Raw genomic sequence first — 24,793 nt, 5'->3', positions numbered from 1 at the left:
AAAGCGCCACCGGATCGCACGCATCAGCGGCAGGAGATCCTGGCCCGGATCAATATCGTCCTCACAGGGCTTAGCCATCTCGATCATGCTGACTGACCCGGATGGCGGGGCGCTGCTGTCCGTCACCGATCACGTTGTGCGGCGCGCCGTTTCCCGGGCTTCGTTGATGAAGTCCGGTTCTTGCGACATTATGGTACGAATTTAGTACCACTAAAACAAACAGCAAAAATACAGGGTCAGCTGCTTCCTGCGGGAAGCACGGCGTTGCGGCAGGCGTCGCCAGCACTGTGATCGGGTTCAACAGCCCGTGCTCAGCAATTGAAGCGGAGATCGCTGCAGCCTGATCATCCTCGACAGCGCGCAGCCGCTCGGGCACATGGATCTTGGCAATCGGAATGGTTTTGGTCGCGGCCATATCACGCAGCCTCCTCGAACATGGAAATCAGAATGTCGCAGCGGTGCGAAGCCGACGGCGGCTTTCAGCTTCCCGCATTCCCGCCCGCTCCACATCAGTTTGAACGGTGGGCCCCGATCCTCGACCGGCATCCTGACCTTCAACCCGAGCTTTTCGGACTGGATGATGGGCTGGCCAATCGGATGGACAGATCCGACGCAGCCGGTAACGGCGTGGTCAGCCTGGCTGCAGTATATGCGTGGCGAACTCTCAGGGCTACGCATCGCAGGTGAGCAGTGAAGGTCCTTCAAAAGCTCTTCAAACAGTCTTTGAAGCGCCTTCAAATATGTTTCTGTTGACCGTTTGGGGCCTGGAACTCAAAGTCAGTAAGATCGTATCCCAGATACGGGGAGGCACCTGATATGTTTGAAGTCGATTGGAAGCATGCTCCGAAGGAAGCGCGATGGTGGGCAATGGATGCTGACGGTAAAACGCATTGGTATTGCCAGCCCACCGCCGAAGTGTTCACGACCTTATGGCATGCTGATATCAAGGATGCACCAGGCTTTGGTTATGATGGAGATTGGAAACAAAGCTTGCGGGAGCGTCCAAGAGGTAACAATAAGATAAAAAAAGGCAATCAGCCTCCTCGACCCAGCGCAATGCCAAACCACCAGATCAAAGATAATGCCGACCATTTCGAAAGAGCAAGGCAAATTCTGTGTGACGCCGATTTCCGTTATGTATCTGACAACGGTGACTTCCTCGGGATTTCAATGGCGACAATAAATAACGCGATAGTCGCCGTCGAACTCTACCTGAAGTCGCTCAGTTCGAATGAAATCTGGACTCCGGTGGATGACCAAAGCGGTATCTCAAAAGTGACGGCAAGGCCGAAGCAGGCTAGCCACAAATTGGTGAAGCAACTAGACGAAATGGAAGAAATGGTTCGAGCCCGGCTAGAGGAAGAATTCGTCGTGGCGTTTCCTGCTCCAGAACCCACTCTTGAAGCATGCCTCAACTCATTTGAGGGCGTATTCCAATGGTCGCGGTACCCATTTGAACAGGAACAACCGAAGGATTTCAAGTTTGGTAAATTGATGGACGTGTCCGAGTTTCTGAGCCGTTTTGTCGCTTCGCTTTTGAGTGGGAATGATAGCCTCCGATGAGCATCTCATGACCCCTTATAATCGTGCGACCTGATTTCGCGCGTTACACCGTGGAAAAACCGATCACTGCAAAAGGCTCTGACAAATTTGCAAAAGGCCGCGTCAAGCTACACAGAGGTGGTGGGCCTGGAGGGACTCGAACCCCCAACCAAGCGGTTATGAGCCGCCGGCTCTAACCATTGAGCTACAGGCCCTTCTGTGGATAATCTGATGCGCAAGGGCAGTGCAGAGGTACCCGTAAAGGTAGTAATTCGGGCAATGGTACCCGGTGCGAGTATTGCAACTACCCTAATTCGTGCCGTTCGGCAAGCCTGCCGTAATGCGTTCACAATTACCCGTCATGAGCGGGACAAGACCGCAATGGAGGAAAGTCACATGTTCTTTTCAGGACGTCAGTTCGCGGCCGCAGCGCTTGTTGTTCTGCCGCTTGTCGCATCCCCGGTTCTTGCCCAGGAGCAGGCCATGCCGGCGCCGGTTGCAACCATCAGTGTTGCCGCCAACGGTTCGGCCGGTATCGCTCCCGATATGGCAATTGTGTCTCTGGCCGTCGTTTCGAGCGCCGAGACCGCAGAAGCGGCACTGGCCGACAATAATCAGTCGATGCAGAACGTGCTCGACGCATTGAAGGCATCCGGCATTGCGGCGAAAGATATCCAGACCGACAATTTTTCCATCAACCCGCAATATAAGCAGGTGACGGCTGATGATGGTTCGGAAAGCCGTGTCGTCTCGGGCTATCAGGTGGTCAACGGGCTCGACGTGACGGTCCGTGCACTCGACAATCTGGGCGCGGTGCTTGATCAGTCGGTCAAGCTCGGCGTCAATTCCGGCGGCAATATCACCTTCACCAATGCCGATCCGAGTGCTGCACAGGAAGAAGCCCGCAAACAGGCCGTTACCAGGGCCATGGCCAAGGCGAAAACCCTGGCTGAGGCGGCCGGTGTTTCGCTCGGCAGTGTGCTCTCGATCAGCGAAGGCGGCAGCGCGCCGCAGCCTTTGATGCGCACGGCCAGTTTTGCCATGAAGGATATGGGCTCGGTGCCGATTGCAACCGGCGAAAACAGCTATGACGTCACCGTCAACATGACATTCGCGATCGCCCAGTAAAGATCGCCTGCTCGATCTGCCAAAAGGCCGGCTGCCCTGAAAGGGGCGGCCGGCCTTGGCGTTACGGTCAGCGATAGGACCAACCCATGACGGCCGGGCAGCCGGGGCGATTGGCGAAGTTCACATTGACCCTGCCATAGCGGCCATGGCCGTAAATGGTGACCGTGCGCCGGTCAACATCGACCACACGGGCATGGCGGATCCCCATCCATTTGGCGCGGTGGAGCGCCTGCCGCGGGTCGCAGGCCCGCATCGGCGTGCGGCGGTCGACGTTGCTGGTCCCATGCCCGCGCGGGGCGTCAGCGCGCCAGTGTTGCTGGCCGGGACCATCGTGAAATCCGCCGGCCGCTGCCGGCATCGCGGCACCGGCAAGAATCGCAAGGGCGGTGAATGTTGCTGTCAGCGTGCGTCCCATGGTCGGAACCTCCATTTGCGTTGCAGCTATCGTCTGTTCGATAAGCTTGACGTTATATTAGGAGGTTTGAATGAATGGAGCCGGAACGAACCATTCATAGGGCATTCATCTTTGTTAGCGATATCAATCGCTTAGATTAAGCGGAGAGATGCAGGACGATCTCGCGGCGGTGGGGCTGGTCGCGGTGTTCAAACAGATAGATGCCCTGCCATGTGCCAAGCATCAGACGGCCGGATGCGACGGGAATGCCGATTGAGGTCTGGGTGAGGGCGGATTTGATATGGGCGGGCATATCATCGGGGCCTTCCAGACGATGGACGAGATAGGCCATCTGCGGATCGGTGGCGCGCGGCACGAGGCGCGAGAAGAATGCGGCAAGATCGCGCTTCACATCGGGATCGGCATTTTCCTGAATGCACAGCGAGCAGGAGGTGTGGCGGACAAAGACCGTCAGCAGGCCCTCATCTGGCTTGTGCCGGGCGACAAAATCGGCGGCATGGCGGGTGAATTCATAAAGCCCCTGTCCATGGGTCTCGATGGCAAGCCGTGTTTGTGGCATAGACGGTCTCCGTCGGCGCCTTGACGCCGGATCTGCTGCGGGCATACTGAGAAGCGCCTTGCCGAAAATGGCGGGGCCGAGCTTCCGTTCAGGCCTCGTTCCGTTTCCGGATCAAAGGCTTTCCGTTGTCGAGAAAACAGAAAACCACCGACCATGTCAAAAGGTGCCGGCGCTGAAAGACGCGCCTTCGTCGTTACCCACAGGCTGGTGCTCGCCATCGCCCTGCCGATGATGGTTGCGCATTTCTCCACGCCGCTTGTCAGCCTGGTCGCCACCGGCGTGATCGGCCAGCTGAAAAGCGAGGTGCTGGTCGGTGGCGTGGCACTGGCAGCGGTGATTTTTGACGTCCTGTTCACCACATTCAATTTCCTGCGCGGTGCGACGACGGGCTTTACCGCGCAGTCGGTCGGCGCAGGGGATCGCGAGGGCGAGCAGCGCATGCTGGGCGGCGGCATTCTGATCGCGCTTGTTGCCGGGCTGGTACTTGTTGTCTTTCATGTGCCGATCGGTCATTTCGGCCTGTTTGTCCTTGGCGCTGATGGCGCTGTGGGCGATGCGGCCTGGACCTATTATGTCTGGCGGGTGTTTTCCGCGCCCTTCGCGCTGTTCAATTTCGTGGTCTTCGGCTGGGTGATCGGCAGGGGCGAGGCGGTTTCGGCGCTCCTGCTGCAGCTGGTGCTGAACGGGCTCAACATCGCGCTCAGTTTTCTCTGGGTGCTGGGCATGGGTTATGGCCTGGCAGGTGCGGGCGCGGCAAGTCTCGCGGCAGAGGCGGTCACCGCTTTGCTGGGCACCTGGCTGATCCTGTCGCGCACCGAGCGGTCCTTGTGGACGCGGCCGGATCTTGCTGCGCTGAAGCGGATGTTTTCGGTCAATCGCGACATGATGATCCGATCATTCGCGCTGCTGATCGGCCTGTCACTCTTTACCCGGCAAAGCGGTACGCTGGGCGTGGAAATTCTCGCGGCCAACACGATCCTGCTCAGGTTCTATTTCTTTGGTGTCGCTTTTCTCGATGGCTTTGCCACCGCGGCAGAACAGCTGGCGGGCCGCGCCGTCGGCGCGCTTTACCGTCCGGCCTTCGATAGGGTCTTGCGCCTGACAACGCTTTGGGGCTTTGCCTTCGGTGTCGCTGTGTCCGCCGTGTTCTTTTTGTCCGGCCCCTCGGTGGTGGCGCTGATCGCTCCGGATCCTTCAACTGCGGCACTTTCGACGCACTTCCTGCCCTATGCCGCGATCATGCCCGTTGTCGGCGTCATCGCCTTTCAGATGGATGGTGTCTTCATCGGCGCCACCTGGTCGGTCGCCATGCGCAATCTCATGCTGTTGTCGCTGGTCACCTATGTTGCAGCCCTTGCGCTGCTGCAGCCGCACTTCGGCAATCACGGGCTCTGGATCGCCATGCTGATCTTTGTCGGCATGCGCTCCGTCGCTTTCCGGCTGATGCTGCCGCGGCTCGCCCGCAAGACCTTCGCAAGCGCTGCGACCTGAACAAGAACGCCGGCACAAGGCCGGCGTCAGACTGCTGGCAAAGCTTGCCAACTTCCCCTGGCGTCATATCTGTGCTTGACACAGATATCCATCCGCTATGCGTCTGCACGGCGAAAGACGCATTTTAGTTCAATGCCATGACGTACCTGGATCCCCGTGACGAGCACGGGGATGACGACGGCGGCGGCGTCTATTCTACCCTAAAACAGGTAATCTGAATGACCTTGTCAGAAACCAGACGTCGGCAGGGGCTGCCGTCGTCTGGTCTCATGCGGTCAGGCTCTTAATTCTAGAGCGCCTTTTCCAGTTCAGGCAGGATTTCGAACAGATCGCCGACGATGCCGTAATCGGCAACCTGGAAGATCGGCGCTTCCTCGTCCTTGTTGATCGCAACGATCACCTTCGAATCCTTCATGCCGGCCAGATGCTGGATGGCACCGGAAATGCCGCAGGCGATATAGAGATCGGGGGCCACCACCTTGCCGGTCTGGCCAACCTGCCAGTCATTGGGGGCATAGCCAGCGTCCACGGCGGCACGCGATGCGCCAACGGCAGCCTTCAGCTTGTCGGCAACCGGCAGAATGACTTCGCGGAATTTTTCTGCCGAACCAAGCGCCCGCCCGCCGGAAATGATCACCTTGGCAGAGGTCAGCTCCGGGCGTTCGGAAACGGAAAGGTCGTTCTTCACGAAGGCGGAGAGGCCGGCGTCGGCGGTCACCGAAATGGTCTCAACCGGTGCCGAACCGGACATGCCGCTGGCGGCAAAGCTTGCGGCGCGCACCGTGATCACCTTTTTCGCGTCGTGCGATTTCACCGTCTGGATGGCATTGCCGGCATAGGTCGGGCGCTTGAAGGTATCGGGCGCGACGACCGCGATGATTTCCGAGATCTGCATCACGTCCAGAAGCGCTGCAACGCGCGGCATCACGCTCTTGGCGGTCGAGGTGGCCGCCGCCATGATCACGTCATAGCCATCGGCAAGCGCCAGGATTTCGGCAGCAACCGGCTCGGCGAGATTTTCGAAAAGCACGTCGGCATCGGCGACGAGCACCTTGGCAATGCCGTCCAGTTTCGCGGCATCGGTACCGGCGGCCGCGCAGTCCTTGCCGGTGACAAGCACATGAATGTCACCGCCGATTTCGCCGGCAGCCGTCACGGCTTTGGCGGTCTGGTCGGAGATTTTATTGCCGTCATGTTCGGCGAGAAGAAGAATGGTCATGATCACTTGTCCTCAGAGCAGGCCGGCTTCGTTTTTGAGCTTGTCGACGAGTTCGGCGGCATTTGCCACCTTGATGCCGGCCTTGCGGGTGGCCGGTTCCTCAGTCTTCAGCACTTCCAGGCGAGCGGCCGTCGAAACACCGAAATCCTCCGGCGTCTTCTTGTCGACCGGCTTCTTCTTTGCCTTCATGATGTTCGGCAGCGAGGCATAACGCGGTTCGTTGAGACGAAGATCGGCGGTTATGATCGCTGGCAGCGAAACCTTGATGGTCTGCAGGCCGCCATCGATCTCGCGGGTCACGGTGGCGGTGTCGCCGTCAAGCTCGAGCTTTGAGACAAAGGTCGCCTGGGCCCAGCCGATGAGGGCGGAGAGCATCTGGCCGGTCTGGTTGGCATCGTCGTCGATCGCCTGCTTGCCGAGGATAACGAGGCCCGGATCTTCGTCCAGCGCCACCGCCTTCAAAAGCTTGGCAACCGCAAGCGGCTCGACCGTATCATCCGTTGCAATCAGAATGCCGCGATCGGCGCCCATGGCAAGCGCGGTGCGCAGCGTTTCTTCCGCCTTGGCCGGGCCAATTGACACCACAACCACCTCATCGGCCTTGCCGGCTTCCTTCAGCCGCAGCGCCTCTTCAACGGCGATCTCGTCGAACGGGTTCATCGACATTTTCACATTGGCGAGTTCGACGCCGGTGCCGTCCGCCTTGACGCGGATCTTGACATTGTAGTCGACAACCCGTTTGACCGGGACCAGAATTTTCATTGCATCCTCCAGGACAGGGCCGAAGACGTAAAGCCTCGGGCCGGGACTGAATTTCCATCTGAAATCCTGCCGGTAACGGCGGCAGGCATTCGGCAAAGCTTGCGGTCTTTTCGACGCGCTCACTTGCCAATCGGCGACATGAATAATTTCATTTGCCGCCTTTGACAAAGAATCATTGTCTCAATCGCGGTCATTTTCCGCAAATCAACGGTTCTTGCCCGGTACCCAGAGGATATCGGAACGTCCGTCATCATTGGCGTGGCGACCGGCGACAAAGAGGAAATCCGACAGGCGGTTGATATAGGCGAGCGCCGGTCTGCTGATCGCTTCCTCCGCGCTGAGCGCCACCATGGCGCGCTCGGCGCGACGGGTCAGCGTGCGGGCAAGGTGAAGATTTGCAGCCAGTGCGCTGCCGCCCGGCAGAATGAAGGAATTCAGCGGTTCGAGTTTTTCGTTCAGCCGGTCGATCTCACCTTCGAGCCAGGTGACCTGGGCCTCAACGATCCGCAGCGGCTCCCAGCCAAGCTTTTCGCCGGTCTCCGGCGTGGAAAGGTCGGCGCCGAGATCGAAAAGATCATTCTGGATCCGGGTAAACGCGGCCTCAAGCGTTTCAAAGCCGGCCACATGCAGGCGGGCAAGGCCAAGCGCTGCATTGGCTTCGTCCACTGCGCCGATGGCTTCCATGCGGAGATCGCATTTCCTGCGGCGCGGTCCGGTTACGAGCCCCGTCGTGCCGTCGTCGCCGGTGCGGGTGTAAATCTTGTTCAGTTTGACCATTTTTTCCGGGATTTTTCAGGTTTGCAGGGATCAGTGCCCGTTCTGGACGATCCAGAGTGTCAGCATGATCAGAACAATGGCGAGCGCCTGGAGGCCGATACGCGCCTGCATCAGCCGGTTGGAGACATTGCCGCTGCCGCCACGCATCATGTTGACGAGGCCGCGGCCGAGCACGAAGACGACCAGCATCATCACGATCAGCAGCAGAATGATGGTGAATGTCGACATGAGGTTTCCTCCCCAGGGGTGCTCCCGTCACCGCATCTGACGATAATTTCTGGCCGTTGGCAAGGGCGCGTGAGCGTTCAGCTCATCTTCGCCATCAGCCGGTAGAACCAGTCGGCCGGCATCAATCGTTTCAGGATGAGGCCCTGCTTTGCCGGTGTCGTCACCGGATAATGCGGTTTCGGGCGCTTGGCATTCAGCGCATGTTTCAGCACGTGATAGACGGCATCGGGTTCCAGCTTGTGACGGTTTTTCGGGCCGGTGCCTTCAAGCCGGGCGAGCTGGCGGCGGTAGTCCTCGGCGTGAACCGAGCCCTCAAGATCGATATGGGCGCGAATATGGGTCAGCGCATTGGCGGTGAAGCGTGACGCGATCGGGCCGGGCTCGATCAGTGACGAGAAGATGCCGCTGCCCTCAAGCTCCATGCGCAGGGTCAGCATCAGCCCCTCAAGCGCGTATTTGGACGCCGTGTAGGGACCGCGATAGCGGTAGGGCAGCAGGCCGAGAATCGAGGAGCAATGGACGATCCGCCCGGACCCTTGCCTGCGCATCACCGGAATGATCCTGCGGGTGAGCGAATGCCAGCCGAAGAAGTTCGCCTCGAACTGGGCGCGCAGCACCGCGGTTGGCACATCTTCGACAGCGCCGGTCTGGCCATAGGCGCCATTGTTGAACAGCGCATCAATCCGTCCACCGGTGCGGCTGGTCACCTCATCGACCAGCGCCGCGATCGAGGCTTCGTCGCAATAATCGAGATAGAGTGCCTCAAGCCCGTTCGCTTCCAGGGCCGCCAGATCGTCGGGCGTTCTGGCGGTGGCGAAGACGCGCCAGCCGTCGCGGGCGGCCGCCCTTGCGCAGAAGGCACCAATGCCCGACGAGCAGCCGGTAATGATGATGACCGGTTTGTTATGCAATGGATCCTCCTGAGGGCCTTGTGCATTGGTCTTTCTATATAGGCTGAGCACAGTTAGAGTGAATGGCGAATCCATGCGGGGGGCCGACTGGATCGCTCCGGGGAGACGCAATGAAAAAGCCCGTGCGAACGGCACTGCGCGTTGCCTATGACGCGCTATATCACTTTTCCGAGGATGACGGTTGGGCCATGGCGAGCCATGTGGCCCTGTCGACGCTTCTGGCCATGTTTCCCTTCGTCATTTTCGGCACGGCGCTGGCCGGTTTTCTGGGCGCCGACCAGTTTGCCGATGCCGCCGTCAATCTCATCCTGACCTCCTGGCCGAAGGAAATTGCGCAGCCGGTGGCCGAGCAGATCCGTCAGGTGCTGACCGTGCCGCGCGGCGGCTTGCTGACGGTTTCGGTGCTGGCGGCAGCCTATTTCGCCTCCAATGGCGTCGAGGCCGTGCGCCTGTCGCTGAACCGCGCCTATCGGGTTGAGGAAAATCGCAGCTGGTGGTGGCTTCGGATGAAAAGCCTCGGCTATGTCGTGATGTCGGTGATCATTTTCGTCTTCTTGAGCTTCATGCTCGTGGCCGTGCCGATTGCGCTGCATTTTGCCGAGCGCTGGTTTCCCTGGCTCGAGGGTCTGCTGCAGACCCTGTCGTCAAACCGTATAGCCGGTACGCTGATCGTGCTGTTCCTGGGGCTGATGATTGCGCATCTGAACCTTGCCGCCGGCAAGAGACGGCTGATCGACGTTCTGCCCGGCGTGGTGCTGACGCTGGTTTTCTGGGCGGTCTTCGCCTATGTCTTCACCTATTATCTGGCCAATTTCGCGCAATATTCGGCAACCTATGCCGGTCTTGCGACGCCGATGATCCTGCTGGTCTTTCTCTATACGGTTGGCGTCATCCTGCTTCTGGGTGCAGAAATAAATGCGGCACTTCTGAAGTATAACGTCATCAAGGATGCGCCCTGGGCGACCCATGTTGAACGCCGCCCGCGCCGGTCAGAACCCGCAAAGACGCCGGATGTCGAGCGGTGAGGCGCCCGCGTCGCGCAACGCCTTCAAGGCCGTGTCGTGATTGCTCTTGGAAAGCTTGCGGCCGTCCGCGCCCATGATCAGGCGGTGGTGGCGGTAGAGCGGTGCCGGCAGGCCAAGCAGTTCCTGCAGCAGCCGGTGCACTGCTGTCGCCAGTTCCAGATCTTTTCCGCGCACCACATGGGTCACCCCCTGAAGCGCGTCATCGACGACAACGGACAGATGATAGCTCGATGGTGCGTCGGAGCGTGACAGCACGATATCGCCCCAGTCTTCGGGCCGGGCCTCGATCAGGCGCGTGCCGTCTTCGTCAAAAGCGGTCCAGTAGAGCGGTGCGTTGACGCGCTTCAGCGCCTTTTCCATGTCGAGGCGGATGGTGTGGCGGGCCTTTTCGGCAATGCGTCGCCCGCTTATGCGGACATCGAGATGGCGTTCCCCGCCCGGATAATGCGGCGCGCCGTCGGGATCGCGCGGCCACGCCGCACTGCCAGTCTCATAGGCTTCGACAATACTGCGGACCTCACCACGGGTCAGAAAGGCGGGATAGGCGAGCCCCATATCGATCAGCCGGTCGAGTGCCCGGCGATAATCGTCGAAATGCTCGGACTGCCGCCGAAAGGGCCTCTCATAGGTGATGCCGAGCCAGTCCAGATCCGCAATCAGACCGTCCTCGAGCGCCGCCGTACAGCGGGTGCGGTCGATATCTTCGATCCTGAGCAGCAGCCGGCCGCCGGTTTTCTCCGCCCAGTGCTGATTTTCAAAGGCTGAGAGCGCATGGCCAAGGTGAAGCTGGCCATTCGGGCTGGGGGCGAAGCGAAAAACGGGTCGATCAGCAGCAGCAGTCATGTCAAATAAGGTTTCAGGGATCTCTGATATCAATCAACGGGTAGTGCCAATGGCGGCAATTTACAACAGCAAGGATATCGAGACCGAGCTTTCACGGCTTCTCGCCCTTGCGCCCGCGCTTGCTCGTGTCGCCGCGCGGGCAGGTCAGCTGCCGCTGCGACGGGCACCTTCGGGCTTTGCCGGAATGGCGGGTGTGGTTGTCGGGCAGCTGATTTCGAAACAGGCTGCCAGCGCCATTCTGGCGCGGATCACCGCTGCCTGCGCAGAGCTGACGCCGCAGCGTTTCCTTTCGCTTCCACCGGCACAGCGAATGGCGCTCGGGCTCACGCGGGCGAAACGGGAAACGCTGGAGAGCCTCGCCCTTGCCATTGTCGAGGGCAGGCTCGATCTTGCCGCCATTGGCGCCATGGAGAGCGAGGCGGCGATGGCGGCGCTGACACGGCTCAAAGGCATCGGCCCATGGAGCGCGGAGGTCTATCTGCTGTTTTCCGCCGGCCATGGCGATATTTTCCCGGCCGGCGATCTCGCCCTGCGTGCAGCCATTGCCCATGCCTTTGCCCATGCCAAGCGGCCATCGGCTGACTTCGTCCGGGCAATGGCGCGTGACTGGGCGCCGCACCGCTCCGTGGCAGCACGCCTTTTCTGGGCCTATTATGCACGGGAAATGAAACGCGATGTGCTGCCACTTGGCTGAAATTGCGAAACAAAGAGAATTGCACTGAAGTTTTAATCAGGCTTCACAATGCTGTAACAACAGGCCTAATATACAGGATGTAGATGCCGAATCGATCAGGAGAGTGCCTTGACGATTGCAGTCTCGCCACAGGCCCTGCCGGCGCTTGTTCTGAACGCCGACTACAGGCCACTGAGCTATTATCCCTTGTCGCTATGGTCCTGGCAGGACGCGATCAAGGCGGTCTTTCTCGACCGTGTTAACATCATTGCCGAATATGATCAGGAAGTCTCTTCGCCAAGCTTTTCCATGAAGCTGCCGAGTGTTGTCTGCCTGAAACACTATATCAAGCCTTCGCGCAATCCGGCCTTCACCCGCTTCAATGTGTTCCTGCGTGACCGGTTCCAGTGTCAATATTGCGGCTCGCGCGATGAGCTGACCTTTGATCATGTCATACCGCGCTGTCGCGGTGGCGAGACCACCTGGGACAATGTCGTCGCCGCCTGCTCTCCCTGCAATCTGAAAAAGGGATCCAAGCTGCCAAAGCAGGCCGGCATGATCCCGCATCAAAGACCGTTTCAGCCGACAGTGCAGGATCTCCACAATAATGGCCGGCTGTTCCCGCCGAACTTCCTGCATGAAAGCTGGATCGACTATCTTTACTGGGATAGCGAACTGGAACCCTGATCCGCGGCGCGGGCCGCGCGATTGCCGATGCGACTTCATGCTGTCTGCAGCGCGGTCAGAAGGCCTGCTCGACCTCTTCAATGCCGTTCTCGACGGCTTCAAGCAGCAGTTTGGCCAGTTCCGACATTTCCTCCCATGCCGAGGTATAGAGCCACATCGACGTGCTGAAGGGCTGGGCGAGCGGGCGGAAGACTATGTTCTGTCCCTCCCAGCCGATCGAGGCGATGGAGGGCACCAGCGAAATGCCGAGGCCTTCGCTGACCAGCATGCAGGCGGTATCGGCCATCTGAACATCAATCAGCCGGCGGACCTTGACGCCGAAACGCGCCAGCGCATCATCGGTCACGCGTCTGGACTGGTCGTCCTGCCCGAGACAGATCAGCGGTTCGTTCTCGATCTCTGTCAGATCAATGACCTCATTGCCGGCGAGCCTGTGTCCGGCCGGCAGGGCACAGCACATCCAGTTCTCGCGGAACGGGCGGCAGATGATGCCCGTATCCTGCGTCGGGCGCAGCGAAATGCCGAAATCGGCGGCGCGCGCCAGCATCGAATTGGAGATATCGGTGGAATTGCGGGTCAGGATGGTCAGCCGGACATCCGGTCGGTTGGCGAGAAAGCGTGCTGCATAACGCGGCAGAAGCCGCAGCGACAGGGCGGGGTAGGCGACCACCGAAATATCGCCGCGCTCTGACGTGCGGATGGCATTGGCGGTGTTTTCGATCCGCTCAACCCCGGTCATGAAGCCTTCGGTCTCGGAGAAAAGGCGGCGTGCTTCCTGGGTCGGCAACAGGCGCCCCTGCGAGCGGACGAACAGTTTGAAGCCGCATGACTGCTCGAAGGCCTGTACCAGCTTGGTCACCGCCGGTTGCGAAATGAACAGCGCTTCGGCCGCCTTGGTGACGGAACCGCCTTTTATTACGGCATTGAAAGCTTCGATCTGTCGGATATTTGCCCGGGCCATGTCGATCAATATAACCGATGGTTATGGACAAGCAAACTTAAATCATTTGCGGAATATCAAAGGTCAAGGGACACTCATTGTGCTTCATACAAAACCGATAAGGGGAACAAAGATGAAGAAGAGCGGAATTTTGCTGGCAGCGGCTGCATCGCTGCTGGCCACGAGTGCCTTTGCGGAAACAAAAACGCTGACGGTTGGCGGCTATGGCGGTTCGTTTGAAACGCTGATGAAAGAGCTGATCATCCCGGAATTCGAAAAGACCCATGATGTGAAGATTGCCTTCGTCGCTGGCAATTCGACGGAAAATCTGGCCCGTCTGCAGGCGCAGAAAGGTGCCCAGGAACTCGACGTCGTGATCCTTGACGATGGCCCGATGTATCAGGCGGATGCGCTTGGCTTCTGCGCGCCGATGACCCAGTCCGCCGCCAAGGACGATGTCTACGACATCGCCAAGTTCAGCCCGGATGCGATCGGCATCGGCTTTGTCGCGACCGGCTTCACCTACAACAAGGACTGGTTCGCCAAGGAAGGCTGGGATCTGCCGACCAGCTGGGAAGACCTGAAGGACCCGAAATATAATCAGATCCTCTCGGTTCCGCCGATCAGCAACACCTATGGCCTGCATGCCTTGGTGATGCTGGCGCGCGATGCTGGCGGTGGCGAAAATGATATCGATCCGGGCTTTACGGCCATGGCCGATGAGGTTGCGCCGAATGTTCTGGTGTTCGAACCGTCTTCGGGCAAGATGTCGGAACTGTTCCAGTCCGGCGAAATTGCCCTTTCGGTCTGGGGCTCAGGCCGCACCAAGTCGCTGGCTGACACCGGTTTCCCGGCCGGCTTCATCTATCCCAAGGAAGGCGCTGTTGCGCTGATGCTGGCAGCATGTCCGGTGGTTGACAGCGACGTTTCGGATGAGGCCCAGGCCTTTATCGATTACCTTCTGGATCCGGAGATCCAGGTGAAACTGGCTGACGCCATGGGCGCCGGTCCGGTCAACAAGAAGGCAGAACTGCCGCCGGCACTGGCCGAAACACTGCCCTATGGCGACAAGATCAACTCGCTGATCACGGTTGACTGGGATGTCATCAACCCCAACCGTCAGGACTGGACGACGCGCTGGAACCGCGAGGTCGAGCGCTGATCGCAACATGGACGGCAGCCGCCGCGGTATGAAAATGCCGCGGCGGCACCTCCGCCCCTTGCACAGATCGGATCGGGCGCGCCATGCTTCATGGCGCCGCCGGTTGCGGCCTTTCCGTCAAAGCTTCCCCCCTCGCTGAACCGGCGGGAAGGCCGAAACGGCGATGCGATCAGTTTTTCCTGAGATTGAGAGTTTTGGCGAGATGGCTTTTCTTGAACTCAATGCGCTGACCAAGCGTTATGGCCCGACCACGGCCGTTGACCGTATTTCCTTCAATGTCGAACGCGGCAGTTTCGTTTCCCTGCTCGGGCCTTCCGGCTGCGGCAAGACGACGACCCTGCAGATGATTGCCGGCTTCGAAGATGTCAGCTCCGGGCACATCACGCTGAACGGGCGCGACCTCGCGGCCATTCCGGCGCGCCATCGCGGCCTTGGCATCGTGTTTCAGACCTACGCCCTGTTCATGCATATGACGGCGGCGGAAAATGTTTCCTTCGGCCTTGAGATGCGCAAGGTTGCCAAGGATGAGCGCAAGAGACGCGTCGACCGGGCGCTCGATTTGGTCCATCTCAGCCATCTGGCAGACCGCTATCCGCGTGCCATGTCCGGCGGCCAGCGGCAGCGCGTGGCCCTTGCACGCGCGCTGGTGATCGAGCCGGAACTGCTGCTGCTTGATGAGCCGCTTTCCAACCTCGATGCCAAACTGCGTGAGGAAATGCAGATCGAGCTGCGCCGTATCCAGCGCGAGGCCGGCGTCACGACGTTGATGGTCACCCATGATCAGGCCGAGGCGCTGGCGCTTTCCGATCGTGTCGTGGTCATGGAAAAGGGGCGCATCGAACAGGAAGCCGCCCCCTTCGAGATCTATGACACGCCGCGGACTGCCTTCGTCTCGTCCTTCATCGGCAAAAGCAATCTTCTGTCGGCAACGCTGATCTCCTCCGGTGATGAAGGCTCGGTGCTAAACTGTCGCGGGATGACGCTGGAAGGGCTTCCCGTCAAGCTCAGGCCCGGACCGGCGCTGATTTCGCTGAGGCCGGAACGCATTCAGTTCAGCCCGGAAAACCCGCGGTTTACCGGCAAGGTGCTGGAGCGGGTTTTCCTTGGCAATCAGTGGCTGCTGACGATTGAAACGCCGATCGGCGAATTGCTGGTGGTCCGGCGCAACATGGGCATGAACGAGGCTGATATCGGCGATACGGTCGGGCTTTCCTTCACCCCGCATGACATGCGTGTTCTGCCGGTTCAGGAGGCCGAGGCATGAGCGCGCTTTCCAAGCAAGGCCACTGGTTTTTGTCGGCGCCTGCATTGATCCTGTTTGCCGTCTTCCTGCTGGCGCCGCTGGTCATGACCTTCATTCTGTCATTCCACCAGTTCGATTTTTATGGCGGCATCGATGACAGCTACAGCCTGAAAAACTATGCAGATGTGCTGGGCGATAGCTATTTCTACGAGATTTTCGGCCGGACCTTCGGCATTGCGCTGGCAACGACGTTCTTTTGCATCGTCATTGGCGTGCCCGCATCCTATTTCCTCAACCGCATGCGCCCGGCGGCGCGTTCGGTGATGATCCTCGTCGTGCTCGGCCCGCTGCTGATCTCGGTGGTGGTGCGCACGCTTGGCTGGGCGATCATTCTCGGCAACAAGGGCGTGATCAATAATTTCCTGATGAATATCGGTCTGATCGAACGGCCCATCAAGATGATGTATACCTCCGGCGGCATCGTGCTGGCACTGGTGCATGTGATGATCCCCTTCATGGTTCTGGCGGTCTGGGCTGCGCTGCAGCGGCAGGATCCCTCGACCGAAGCCGCTGCCGAAAGCCTTGGCGCTTCGCCGCTCACCATCTTCTGGCGCATCGTGCTGCCGCAGGCCGTGCCCGGTGTCCTCTCCGGTTCGCTGATCGTCTTCTCGCTCTCGGCGTCAGCCTTTGCCACGCCTGCCATTCTCGGCGGCCGCCGGGTCAAGGTGGTGGCGACGGCGGTGCATGATGAGTTCATGAACACGCTGAACTGGCCGCTGGGTGCTGCCATTGCCATGCTGCTGATGGTTGCCATTCTGGTGGTCATGGTTGCCTGGAACCGGCTGGTGGAAAACCGCTTCGGGAGGGCCTACGCATGAGACGCAACGGTGCTTTCGCAACGCTTTTCAATCTCCTCTTTGCCGCCTTCATGCTGGCGCCGATCATCGTCGTCATCGGCGTCGCCTTCACGCCCACCGGCTATCTCGAATTTCCGCCGAGCGGCATTTCGTTTCGCTGGTTCCGGGCGATCCTCGATAATCCCGAGTTCATCGAGGCGGCCGTCAACAGTCTGGAACTGGGGGTTCTGGCGGCCTGTCTTGCAACAATTGTTGCGGTGCCGGCGGCGCTGGCGCTTGATCGCGGCCGCTTTTCCGGGCGAGAGGCATTGCTGGCCTTTCTGATGTCGCCGCTGATGGTGCCGACGGTCGTGCTCGGTATCGCCTTCCTGCGTTTTCTGACGCTGATCGGTCTGAACGGCACCTTCTCCGGCCTGGTCATCTGCCATGCGGTTGTGATCACACCCTATGTGCTGCGGCTGGTGCTGGCCTCGCTGACCGGCCTCGACCGCACGGTTGAAAAGGCAGCCATATCGCTCGGTGCCTCGCACTGGACCGTTTTTTATCGCATCACCCTGCCATCGATCCTGCCCGGCATTGTCGGCGGCTGGGTTCTTGCCTTCATTACCAGTTTCGACGAGGTGACCGTGACGATCTTCATCGTCAACCCGTCGACCACCACCCTGCCTGTCCGCCTGTTCTCGCATATCGCCCAGACCACCGATCCGCTGGTGGCATCGGTTTCGGCTGTTGCCGTGCTGTTCACCATCGGCGTGATGGTCCTGGTCGACCGGCTCTATGGACTGGACAAGCTTCTGATCGGAGAAGGGAAACATGTCTGAGAATGTGAGTGCCGCCGACACGCTGGTTGTCGGTGGTGGACTGGTGGGCGCAGCCCTTGCCTATGGGCTTGCGCGTGCTGGCGAACGCGTGACCGTGCTGGACGAGGGCGATATCGCGCTGCGCGCCAGCCGGGGCAATTTCGGTCTTGTCTGGGTCCAATCCAAGGGCGAGAAAATGCCCGAATATGCGCGCTGGACCCGTCGCTCTGCCGATCTGTGGCCGGAATTTTCCGAAGAACTTGCCGCAGCGACCGGCATTGCACCTGATTACCACAAGCCCGGGGGGCTGCAGTTTCTCTTCTCTGAAGAAGAGGTCGAGACCCGCAAGGCGCATATTGCCCGGATGCACAATGTCAATGGCGCTGCCGGCTACGGTGCCGAGATCATCGATCGCACCGAGCTTCTGAAACTCGTTCCGGGCCTTGGCCCAGCCGTTGTTGCCGCAAGCTACTGTCCGCATGACGGTCATGCGAGCCCTCTCAGGCTGCTGCGCGGCCTCCATACCGACATAGCTGGGCATGGCGTGCGCTATGTCTCGGACTCAAAGGTCGAGGCGGTCGAACGGGATGGCTCCGGCTTCCGGGTCACCACGGCCAAGGGAACGTTCAGGGGCGCCAAGGTGGTACTGGCCGCCGGCCATGGCAATAAATGGCTCGGCCCCTCGGTCGGCCTCAACGTGCCGCTGGTGCCGGAAAAGGGCCAGATCCTGGTGACCGAGCGACTGAAGCCGCTTCTGCCTATGCCGACCCATATTCTCCGCCAGACGGAGGAGGGGACGGTGATGCTGGGCGACAGTCATGAGAACACCGGCTATTCCACCGAAAGCGGCATGCCGGAACTGACCCGGATCGCCCGTGATGCGGTCAAGACATTGCCGGTTCTGGCCAAGGCGCGGATCATCCGCAGCTGGGCAGCGGTGCGCGTGCTCAGCCCCGATGGATTTCCGATCTATCAGCAATCCGAGAGCCATCCGGGCGCATTTTCGATCAACTGCCATTCCGGCGTCACGCTTGCCGGTGTCCACGCGAAAGTGCTGGCGCCGATGCTGGCAAAGGGCGCGCTCGACCCGGACATGGATGTCTTTTCTGCAAGGAGGTTCGGTCATGGCACCGACGAAAACGCGGCGCATTGATAGCGCCGATACGCTCACCTTCACCTTCGAGGGCGAGACCATCACCGCTCAGGCCGGTGACAGCGTTGCAGCCGCACTGACGGCCGCCGGCATTACCGATTTCCGTGCATCGGTCGTCTCGGGCAGTCCGCGCGGCGTCTATTGCATGATGGGCGCCTGCTTCGACTGTCTCGTCAATGTCGACGGTCAGCCCAACCGGCAGGCCTGCATGACCGAGGTAAGCGAAGGCCTCGTGGTAAAGCGTCAAAAGGGCAGTGCGGAGCTGGAACTATGAGTGTCAGGCAAGTTGATCTGCTGATTATCGGTGCAGGGCCCGCAGGCATGGCTGCCGCCGTTGAAGCCAAGAAAGCCGGACTTTCGGTCACCGTCATGGACGAACAGCCGCGTCCCGGCGGCCAGATCTATCGCGGCATCGAAACCGCATCGGAAAAGCGGTTGCAGGTTCTCGGCAAGGATTACGGCACGGGCCGTTCGCTGGTCGAGAGCTTCCGTCTGGCCGAGGTGGATTATCTGCCCGGCACGCTGGTGTGGAATATCGGGTCCGACAAGACGGTTGATTACAGCCGGGAAGGGGCCGCAGCCCGGCTTGTCGCCAAATCCATTCTGGTGGCCACGGGCGCGCTGGAGCGTCCGGTTCCAGTCCCCGGCTGGACGCTGCCCGGTGTGACGACCGCAGGCGCTTTGCAGATCCTGATGAAAACGGCCGGTGTGGTGCGGGAAGATTGCGTGCTTGCCGGGGCCGGGCCGCTGCTCTGGCTCGTTGCCGTGCAGATGCTGAATGCTGGCGCACCGCCGAAGGCGATCATCGAGAACCTGCCCAAGGGCCGGGTGATGTCGGCCATGTCGCTGGTGCCGAAAGCGCTCAGAGCACGCGAATATCTGATCAAGGGTGCGCTGATGGTGGCGCGGCTGAAGGCGGCCGGTGTGCCGATCCATTCCGGCGCCTCCGATCTTGCTATCGAAGGCGAGGATGCAGCAGAGGCAATCACCTTCAGGAAGGGTGGCAAGACACATCGCATCGCCGCAACAGCGATTGCGCTGCATCAGGGTGTGGTGCCGAACCAGCAGGTCACGCGGCTCGTGCGCGCTGAGCACAAATGGGACGCATCGCAGCATTGTTTCCGCCCGGTTCTCAATGATGCCGGAGAGACCAGCGTCAAGGGCGTTTATGTCGCCGGTGACGGGGCGTCGATCAACGGCGCCAAATCGGCGGCGCTTGCCGGAAAGCTGGCCGCGCTTCACATCGCCAAAGCGCATGGGATCGCCGTTTCACCCGAACGCATGGTCCGGCTTGAGGCCGGTATCGCCAGGGATATTTCGGTCCGGCCGATGCTGGAGAAGATCTATGCGCCGGCGCCTGAGATCCTGGCACCGGCCGATGCGACAATCGTCTGCCGCTGCGAGGAAGTCACGGCCGGTGACATTCGCAAAATGGCTGATCTGGGCGCACCGGGACCGAACCAGGTGAAATCCATGCTGCGCGCCGGAATGGGGCCGTGCCAGGGCCGCGTCTGCGGTCTGGCGGTGGCTGGGATCATTGCCGATCGCAAGGGCGAAACGCCCGATGAGACCGGATATTACCGTATTCGTCCGCCGCTCAAGCCGATCCCGCTTTCAGAGCTTGCAGCCTATCATCCCGAAGAGCCGGAAGAGACCGCCACAAGCGGCGTGGCAGCCGAATGAGCACCGATCCGCGCCTGCCGGATGCCGCCCGGACTGCCGATCTCGTCATCATCGGCGGTGGCATTCACGGGTCTTCGGCAGCGCTTTTCTCGGCCATGCGCGGGCTCAATGTGGTGGTGATCGAGAAGGACACGGTTGCCCGCCATGCCTCCGGCGTCAATGCCGGCGGCGTGCGCCGTCTGGGTCGGCATTATGCCGAAGTGCCGATCTCGGACCGCTCGATGCAGATCTGGTACAAAATTGCCGATCTGCTGGACGATGATTGCGGCTTTCAGGTCGCGCCGCAGATCAAGGTTGCCGAAACGGAGGCAGAGCTTGCAAAGCTTGCAGACCGTGCTGCTGATCTGCGCAGCATGGGGTTTGAGCATGAGGTGATCCTCGATCGCGATGCTTTGCGGTCTCATCTTCCGGCGGTTGCCGATCATGCGGTTGGTGGGCTGGCGAGCCTGAAGGATGGCTTTGCCCAGCCGTTTCAGACAACCTTTGCCTTTCAGCGGAAGGCGCAGGAAAAGGGCGTGCGTTTCTTTGAGAATACCCGCGCTTTGTCCGTGGCAAAGGGTGATGGCGTGTGGAAGGTTCACACCACAGGCGGGGAATTTTCGGCCGAGAAGCTGATGATTGCCGGTGGCGCCTGGGCTGGCGAACTCTCTGCAATGCTTGGCGAGCCTGCTCCTGTCGAAGCGATCGCGCCGATGATGATCGTGACGGCCCGCCTGCCGCATTTCTGCGATGCTGTCGTCGGCGCGGCCGGCCGGCCGCTCTCGTTCAAGCAGATGCCGAACGGAACCGTCGTCATCGGCGGCGGCCGGCGCGGCCGGGCGGACAGAAGCAGCAACATGTCGGAAATCCTGTTCCGTAATCTGCAGCTGACCGCCGAGACCGCCATGTCGATCTTTCCGATCATGCGTGGCGCAACGATTGTCAGAAGCTGGTCCGGTGTTGAGGGGCGCATGCCTGACGACATTCCGGTGATCGGCCCTTCGGCGATCCATGACAACCTGTTCTATGCCTTCGGCTTTTCCGCCCACGGCTTCCAGATGGGCCCCGGGGTCGGGGAACTGATGGCCGAGCTGATCGCCACCGGCAGAACCAACGCACCGATCGCGCCTTTTTCAATTACCCGTTTTGCGGATGCCGCCATCTAGCGCTCCGCCGCACCCAAACACAATCTGAGTAGCCAAGAAGGAGAAGACCTTGCTCAATCGCTATGTCCAAACCCGTATCAATCACCGTGTCGTCGAGGCTGGCGGTATCCTGCATTTCGGCGGTCTGATTGCCGATGACCTGTCGCTCGACATGAAGGGCCAGACCGAACAGATCTGCGCCAAGATCGACAAGCTGCTGGCCGAAGTCGGCTCATCAAAGGAAAAGCTGGTCACGGCGATGCTCTACATCACCGATTTCGACCAGAAGGAAGGCATGAACGAAGCCTGGCTCAACTGGATCCCGGCTGAACATCTGCCGACCCGCGCCACCATCGGCGTTGCCGAACTGGGCAAGAACGTGCTGATCGAGGTTGTCGTTTCGGCGGTCCGCTGAGCGGCCGCGCCCTGAAATGACAAAAGCCCCGCTGCGCTGCATCGGGGCTCAGGCTGGCGACAAAGCCTCGCCCCCTTTTCTGACGTCATGCCTGTGCTTGGTCCACAGGCATCCAGCCGACGCGCGTCCTCGCGGCGAAAGGACTTGTCTATTCAATGCCTTATCAGTCTGGATCCCCGTGACAAGCAAGGGGGATGACGACGGAGGGAGAAGCCACCCCACCTCAAACATGAAATATGAATGGCTTTCTCTGTCTTTGGCTTGAGACGGCCGGGATCAGGCAGCCTTCTTGCCGCCAAGCATGCCCCAGAAGGCGATCGCGGCGATGATGATCGAGACGACGACATTCCAGCCGGCGAAGGAAAGGCCGAGCACGCGCAGCGCCGCCTCATCGCATTTCGGGCCGGTGATGCTGTTGAGGTCGCCGAGGAGATTTGCCGCATTGCGGGTGACGCCGGCGGTCGAGCCGGAGCAATCGGTCGGGCCGGCCCAGAAATGCCACTCGACGCCCGAATGATAGATGCCCATGCCCATGCCCCAGATCATCAGCGCGGCAATCACCAGAAGGCAGAGCCTTGCGAGAAGATCCCAGCCGAAACGGTAGGCAAGAAGGCCGATGATGCCGATCGGAATGCCGATATAATAGGGATTGCGCTCCAGAAGGCACAGATGGCAGGGGATGTAGCCGCCGATATGTTCGAAACCAAGCGCCGAGCCGACGGAAACCGCCATGCCAAGTGTGGTCAGGGAAAGGCCGACAAGCCGACGATGGGCGCTGATGACGGACGGGATCATGCTTTATCCTAGAAGACGAATTTGACCAGGTAGAAGCCGCCGCCAAGCAATATGACGAAGGCCGTGAAGAGGATGCCGAGATATTTCTCGATGAAATCGCGGATCTGCGGGCCGAAATGGTGCAGCAGAAAGGCGACGATAAAGAAGCGGAAGGCGCGGCCGATGACGCTGACCAGCAGGAATATCGCGAAATTGAGCCCGGTTGCGCCGGAGAAAATCGTCAGCACCTTGTAGGGGAAGGGGGTAATCGCTGCGAAGAGCACGCCCCAGCCACCCCAGGTATTGTACCATTCGGCGATTTTCTCGAACGAATCCTGCTTGCCATAAAAGGCCAGGATGGGCTTGCCGATTGCCTCGAACAGGAACGCTCCGATCGCATAGCCCAGCATGGCGCCGAGAATCGAGGCGATGGTGCAGATCAGCGCGATCCTCAGCCATTTGGCCGGCTTGGCGATCACCATCGGGATCAGAAGCACATCCGGCGGGATCGGAAAAAACGAGCTTTCCGCAAAGGAAACCGCAAACAGCGCACGTTCGGCGTGTCGTGTCGAGGCAAGGGACATGGTCCAGTCGTAAAGGCGGCGCAGCATGGATATCCTGAGACTTTGGTGGTTGAACGAATAAAGTATGCGTAACCAATGATAAATCCCGAGCATGAACACAATCAATCACTACTGCGTGACGGCGGGGATTTATATGTTCAGGATCAAATTCCGGTTGACCTTCACCGCAGGCTCCGTATATTCGCGCCGCTAGCCAAGCTCAAGGGCCCCTTTGGCGGAATTGGTAGACGCGCCTGACTCAAAATCAGGTTCCGAGAGGAGTGCTGGTTCGATCCCGGCAAGGGGCACCAAATTACCTGATCGCACAATCAGATGATTTCAGGCCGTTGCCGCACAATGCCGGTGATGCTGCGCGGATGGTGACCGCGCAGCCGGGTTCTGTCATTGCGGCAGTGCTGCTGCCTGGAAGCCGCGTTCTGACAAGGGGCGGTCGGGGGCTTCGATGGTAATGAAGCTGGCAAGGTCCGGGCCGAAGGTCGGCAGCGCCATCGGGCAGCGCACGCCGGGAATGATGCGGACATCGAAAAGCTCCTTGATGCCGCCTTCCAGCCGCAGCCATTCGACGATGTCGCCATTATTGGTATTGATGATCTGCAGGCCGCACCATGCTTCGCCCTTGCGCTTTTCCAGCTCGTCCTGAAGGTTGAGGCCCGAGAACACGCCCTCGCGGCGTGCCAGCGAAAGCCCGACGACGGCGTGACCATTATAGAAGGACAGACCGCGCAGAAATCCGGGGCAGAAGGCGATGCGGTCCTTCTTCCGGCTCTGCAGGTCAAGCCGTGTCAGATAGCCATTGCCGGAATCAAGAAACCAGAGCGCGCCGTCATGCAGGCGCGGCGAATGCGGCATGGAAAGCCCTTCGGCGACGATCTCGTCCGTCTCAATATCAACGATCACGCCGCCATCGCGGCGCTGATTGCGCCAGCCGTCGACGATGTCGGAGGTTGAAACAGAGGTGACGTAGCGTGGCACGCCGTTATCCATCGCCAGACCGTTCAGATGGCAGCGGTCCTCCGGCGCGAGCTTCGAGATGAAGGGCGGGCGCCAGACCGGCTTGAACGAGTGAACCACGCTATCCGTGGCCAGGCAGGAATATTTTGTGTTCACGAACAGAAGCCGTCCGGCATTGTCGACGCCCAACTCGTGAACATCGAGATCGGAGACGGTTTGGCCGCGACGCGGAACGTAAAGCTTGTCAAAGGTCTGGTTGGCCCGCTCGTTCGGGGCGAGAACATTTTCGAAGCGCCAGATCTGGGCAAGACCAGCCAGCAGCATGCGCTGGGAATCGGCGATCAACCCCATGGCGCGCACGAAATTGCGCTGGTGCAGCGACAGCGACCCGTTCGGCAGCGTGCCGACGAGGAAAAGCTGGCCGGTCTGATAGGAGGTGAAGGCCAGGGAGCAGTTGTTCATCGCCAGCCATTGCGGGAAACCGCGCGAACAGGTGACATTGGTCTGCAGCGTTTCGGCGGCGACCGGGGCGGAGCCGGGTGCATCCGCCGGCTGAACCTTCGCGTGTTCAGCATTTGCAGTTTCCTCGGCCGTGCCGCTGGTTTCGGAAAGGGGCGGCTGCTGGCCTTCACTCATGTTTCATTCTCTCTTGGTCTGTCCGCCGGCTTTTCGAGGGGATCCGGCACAGGCGGCTGTTTTCATGTTATGCCCGACAGATATTGCACCCACGGCTGGCCTATGCAATCGCCGAGTGACATGGACGCGGGCAGAACAGGACCGGATCTTAAGGGTTTGGCCAAATTGTCAGAAAAAGTCCGGATATTTGCACCTCTGACATGTCAGTGCG

At 60.1% G+C, this 24,793-nt stretch carries 28 protein-coding genes and 2 tRNA genes; 16 read left to right on the top strand and 14 right to left on the bottom strand.

Features of this window, described 5'->3' with window-relative positions; translation table 11 throughout:
• Positions 1-70: 70 nt before the first annotated feature.
• On the bottom strand, positions 71-415 hold the full coding sequence (locus HCK86_RS24135) for a ParB N-terminal domain-containing protein (RefSeq protein WP_246739699.1): 345 nt from the start codon (positions 413-415) through the stop codon (positions 71-73).
• Between the two features lie 401 nt (positions 416-816).
• On the opposite strand from HCK86_RS24135, the gene HCK86_RS23980 reads away from it, so the two are divergent.
• Positions 817-1,563: a hypothetical protein gene (locus tag HCK86_RS23980; RefSeq protein WP_210259983.1), complete on the top strand. Its 747-nt coding sequence runs from the start codon at positions 817-819 to the stop codon at positions 1,561-1,563.
• A gap of 118 nt (positions 1,564-1,681) precedes the next feature.
• Here HCK86_RS23980 and HCK86_RS20755 read toward each other — a convergent pair.
• Positions 1,682-1,757, bottom strand: a tRNA-Ile gene (locus HCK86_RS20755).
• A 181-nt stretch (positions 1,758-1,938) separates the two neighbouring features.
• Between HCK86_RS20755 and HCK86_RS20750 the strand changes: the two genes are divergently transcribed.
• Complete coding sequence (locus HCK86_RS20750; RefSeq protein WP_176086401.1) at positions 1,939-2,670, top strand: SIMPL domain-containing protein; 732 nt, start codon at positions 1,939-1,941, stop codon at positions 2,668-2,670.
• A gap of 67 nt (positions 2,671-2,737) precedes the next feature.
• On the opposite strand, the gene HCK86_RS20745 is transcribed toward HCK86_RS20750, so the two are convergent.
• Together HCK86_RS20745 and HCK86_RS20740 are read right to left on the bottom strand one after the other, a co-directional pair.
• Positions 2,738-3,085 (bottom strand): hypothetical protein, encoded by a 348-nt coding sequence (locus HCK86_RS20745; protein WP_176086400.1) that lies wholly within the window; start codon positions 3,083-3,085, stop codon positions 2,738-2,740.
• A 136-nt stretch (positions 3,086-3,221) separates the two neighbouring features.
• On the bottom strand, positions 3,222-3,644 hold the full coding sequence (locus HCK86_RS20740; RefSeq protein WP_176086399.1) for a secondary thiamine-phosphate synthase enzyme YjbQ: 423 nt from the start codon (positions 3,642-3,644) through the stop codon (positions 3,222-3,224).
• A gap of 153 nt (positions 3,645-3,797) precedes the next feature.
• Between HCK86_RS20740 and HCK86_RS20735 the strand changes: the two genes are divergently transcribed.
• Positions 3,798-5,135, top strand: coding sequence for an MATE family efflux transporter (locus HCK86_RS20735; RefSeq protein WP_176086398.1), 1,338 nt, complete (start codon positions 3,798-3,800; stop codon positions 5,133-5,135).
• 289 nt (positions 5,136-5,424) lie between these two features.
• Here the strand turns inward: HCK86_RS20735 and HCK86_RS20730 are convergent, their stop codons facing one another.
• The 5 genes from HCK86_RS20730 to HCK86_RS20710 all read right to left on the bottom strand — a co-directional run bounded on the left by HCK86_RS20730 (position 5,425) and on the right by HCK86_RS20710 (position 9,032).
• The gene (locus HCK86_RS20730; RefSeq protein WP_176086397.1) at positions 5,425-6,354 is read right to left on the bottom strand and encodes an electron transfer flavoprotein subunit alpha/FixB family protein; all 930 of its coding nucleotides are present in this window, start codon (positions 6,352-6,354) and stop codon (positions 5,425-5,427) included.
• A gap of 12 nt (positions 6,355-6,366) precedes the next feature.
• A complete protein-coding gene (locus HCK86_RS20725; protein ID WP_176086396.1) occupies positions 6,367-7,116 on the bottom strand; it encodes an electron transfer flavoprotein subunit beta/FixA family protein in 750 nt (249 codons plus the stop codon).
• A 204-nt stretch (positions 7,117-7,320) separates the two neighbouring features.
• A complete protein-coding gene (locus HCK86_RS20720; protein ID WP_176086395.1) occupies positions 7,321-7,893 on the bottom strand; it encodes a cob(I)yrinic acid a,c-diamide adenosyltransferase in 573 nt (190 codons plus the stop codon).
• Positions 7,894-7,923: 30 nt separating this feature from the next.
• Positions 7,924-8,121 carry a twin transmembrane helix small protein gene (locus tag HCK86_RS20715; RefSeq protein ID WP_176086394.1) on the bottom strand — a complete coding sequence of 66 codons (198 nt, stop codon included), beginning with the start codon at positions 8,119-8,121 and terminating at the stop codon, positions 7,924-7,926.
• 77 nt (positions 8,122-8,198) lie between these two features.
• Positions 8,199-9,032, bottom strand: a complete 834-nt coding sequence (locus HCK86_RS20710) for an SDR family oxidoreductase (protein ID WP_246739698.1) — start codon at positions 9,030-9,032, stop codon at positions 8,199-8,201.
• 110 nt (positions 9,033-9,142) lie between these two features.
• Here HCK86_RS20710 and HCK86_RS20705 point away from each other — a divergent pair, with 110 nt between their 5' ends.
• A complete protein-coding gene (locus HCK86_RS20705; RefSeq protein WP_176086392.1) occupies positions 9,143-10,057 on the top strand; it encodes a YihY/virulence factor BrkB family protein in 915 nt (304 codons plus the stop codon).
• Here the strand turns inward: HCK86_RS20705 and gluQRS are convergent.
• Complete coding sequence (gene gluQRS / locus HCK86_RS20700) at positions 10,022-10,900, bottom strand: tRNA glutamyl-Q(34) synthetase GluQRS (RefSeq protein ID WP_176086391.1); 879 nt, start codon at positions 10,898-10,900, stop codon at positions 10,022-10,024. The two genes, HCK86_RS20705 and gluQRS, sit on opposite strands and share 36 nt — an antisense overlap.
• 49 nt (positions 10,901-10,949) lie before the next feature.
• Between gluQRS and HCK86_RS20695 the strand changes: the two genes are divergently transcribed.
• Positions 10,950-11,594 (top strand): DNA-3-methyladenine glycosylase 2 family protein, encoded by a 645-nt coding sequence (locus HCK86_RS20695; RefSeq protein WP_176086390.1) that lies wholly within the window; start codon positions 10,950-10,952, stop codon positions 11,592-11,594.
• 108 nt (positions 11,595-11,702) lie between these two features.
• Positions 11,703-12,260 (top strand): HNH endonuclease, encoded by a 558-nt coding sequence (locus tag HCK86_RS20690; RefSeq protein WP_176086389.1) that lies wholly within the window; start codon positions 11,703-11,705, stop codon positions 12,258-12,260.
• Positions 12,261-12,315: 55 nt separating this feature from the next.
• Here HCK86_RS20690 and HCK86_RS20685 read toward each other — a convergent pair whose 3' ends face one another.
• A complete protein-coding gene (locus HCK86_RS20685; protein WP_176086388.1) occupies positions 12,316-13,221 on the bottom strand; it encodes a LysR substrate-binding domain-containing protein in 906 nt (301 codons plus the stop codon).
• Positions 13,222-13,333: 112 nt separating this feature from the next.
• Here HCK86_RS20685 and HCK86_RS20680 point away from each other — a divergent pair, with 112 nt between their 5' ends.
• The 9 genes from HCK86_RS20680 (at position 13,334) to HCK86_RS20640 (ending at position 21,637) form a co-directional block, all read left to right on the top strand.
• Positions 13,334-14,362, top strand: coding sequence for an ABC transporter substrate-binding protein (locus tag HCK86_RS20680; RefSeq protein ID WP_176086387.1), 1,029 nt, complete (start codon positions 13,334-13,336; stop codon positions 14,360-14,362).
• A gap of 202 nt (positions 14,363-14,564) precedes the next feature.
• Entirely contained in the window at positions 14,565-15,626 is a 1,062-nt protein-coding gene (locus HCK86_RS20675) for an ABC transporter ATP-binding protein (RefSeq protein ID WP_176086386.1), read from the top strand.
• Positions 15,623-16,483 (top strand): ABC transporter permease, encoded by an 861-nt coding sequence (locus HCK86_RS20670; protein ID WP_176086385.1) that lies wholly within the window; start codon positions 15,623-15,625, stop codon positions 16,481-16,483. Before HCK86_RS20675 ends, HCK86_RS20670 begins: the two co-directional genes overlap by 4 nt.
• Positions 16,480-17,283: an ABC transporter permease gene (locus HCK86_RS20665; RefSeq protein ID WP_176086384.1), complete on the top strand. Its 804-nt coding sequence runs from the start codon at positions 16,480-16,482 to the stop codon at positions 17,281-17,283. Before HCK86_RS20670 ends, HCK86_RS20665 begins: the two co-directional genes overlap by 4 nt.
• Positions 17,276-18,415: an FAD-dependent oxidoreductase gene (locus tag HCK86_RS20660; protein ID WP_176086383.1), complete on the top strand. Its 1,140-nt coding sequence runs from the start codon at positions 17,276-17,278 to the stop codon at positions 18,413-18,415. Before HCK86_RS20665 ends, HCK86_RS20660 begins: the two co-directional genes overlap by 8 nt.
• Entirely contained in the window at positions 18,387-18,689 is a 303-nt protein-coding gene (locus HCK86_RS20655) for a (2Fe-2S)-binding protein (protein ID WP_176086382.1), read from the top strand. The genes HCK86_RS20660 and HCK86_RS20655 overlap by 29 nt, the downstream gene beginning before the upstream one ends.
• The gene (locus tag HCK86_RS20650; RefSeq protein ID WP_176086381.1) at positions 18,686-20,098 is read left to right on the top strand and encodes an NAD(P)/FAD-dependent oxidoreductase; all 1,413 of its coding nucleotides are present in this window, start codon (positions 18,686-18,688) and stop codon (positions 20,096-20,098) included. Before HCK86_RS20655 ends, HCK86_RS20650 begins: the two co-directional genes overlap by 4 nt.
• Entirely contained in the window at positions 20,095-21,243 is a 1,149-nt protein-coding gene (locus HCK86_RS20645; RefSeq protein WP_176086380.1) for an FAD-dependent oxidoreductase, read from the top strand. The genes HCK86_RS20650 and HCK86_RS20645 overlap by 4 nt, the downstream gene beginning before the upstream one ends.
• 49 nt (positions 21,244-21,292) lie before the next feature.
• The gene (locus tag HCK86_RS20640) at positions 21,293-21,637 is read left to right on the top strand and encodes a RidA family protein (RefSeq protein ID WP_141148911.1); all 345 of its coding nucleotides are present in this window, start codon (positions 21,293-21,295) and stop codon (positions 21,635-21,637) included.
• A gap of 276 nt (positions 21,638-21,913) precedes the next feature.
• On the opposite strand, the gene HCK86_RS20635 is transcribed toward HCK86_RS20640, so the two are convergent.
• On the bottom strand, positions 21,914-22,432 hold the full coding sequence (locus HCK86_RS20635) for a disulfide bond formation protein B (protein WP_176086379.1): 519 nt from the start codon (positions 22,430-22,432) through the stop codon (positions 21,914-21,916).
• 8 nt (positions 22,433-22,440) lie between these two features.
• Positions 22,441-23,022 carry a YqaA family protein gene (locus HCK86_RS20630; RefSeq protein WP_176086378.1) on the bottom strand — a complete coding sequence of 194 codons (582 nt, stop codon included), beginning with the start codon at positions 23,020-23,022 and terminating at the stop codon, positions 22,441-22,443.
• Positions 23,023-23,200: 178 nt separating this feature from the next.
• Between HCK86_RS20630 and HCK86_RS20625 the strand changes: the two genes are divergently transcribed.
• A tRNA-Leu gene (locus tag HCK86_RS20625) sits at positions 23,201-23,285 on the top strand.
• 91 nt (positions 23,286-23,376) lie between these two features.
• Here the strand turns inward: HCK86_RS20625 and HCK86_RS20620 are convergent.
• Positions 23,377-24,582 carry a TIGR03032 family protein gene (locus HCK86_RS20620; protein ID WP_176086377.1) on the bottom strand — a complete coding sequence of 402 codons (1,206 nt, stop codon included), beginning with the start codon at positions 24,580-24,582 and terminating at the stop codon, positions 23,377-23,379.
• Between the last annotated feature and the right edge of the window lie 211 nt (positions 24,583-24,793).

The sequence above is a fragment of the Martelella sp. HB161492 genome, from assembly GCF_013184775.1.
In the GTDB taxonomy this organism is placed as follows: domain Bacteria; phylum Pseudomonadota; class Alphaproteobacteria; order Rhizobiales; family Rhizobiaceae; genus Martelella.
This window is presented reverse-complemented; position numbering and strand designations above follow the sequence as displayed.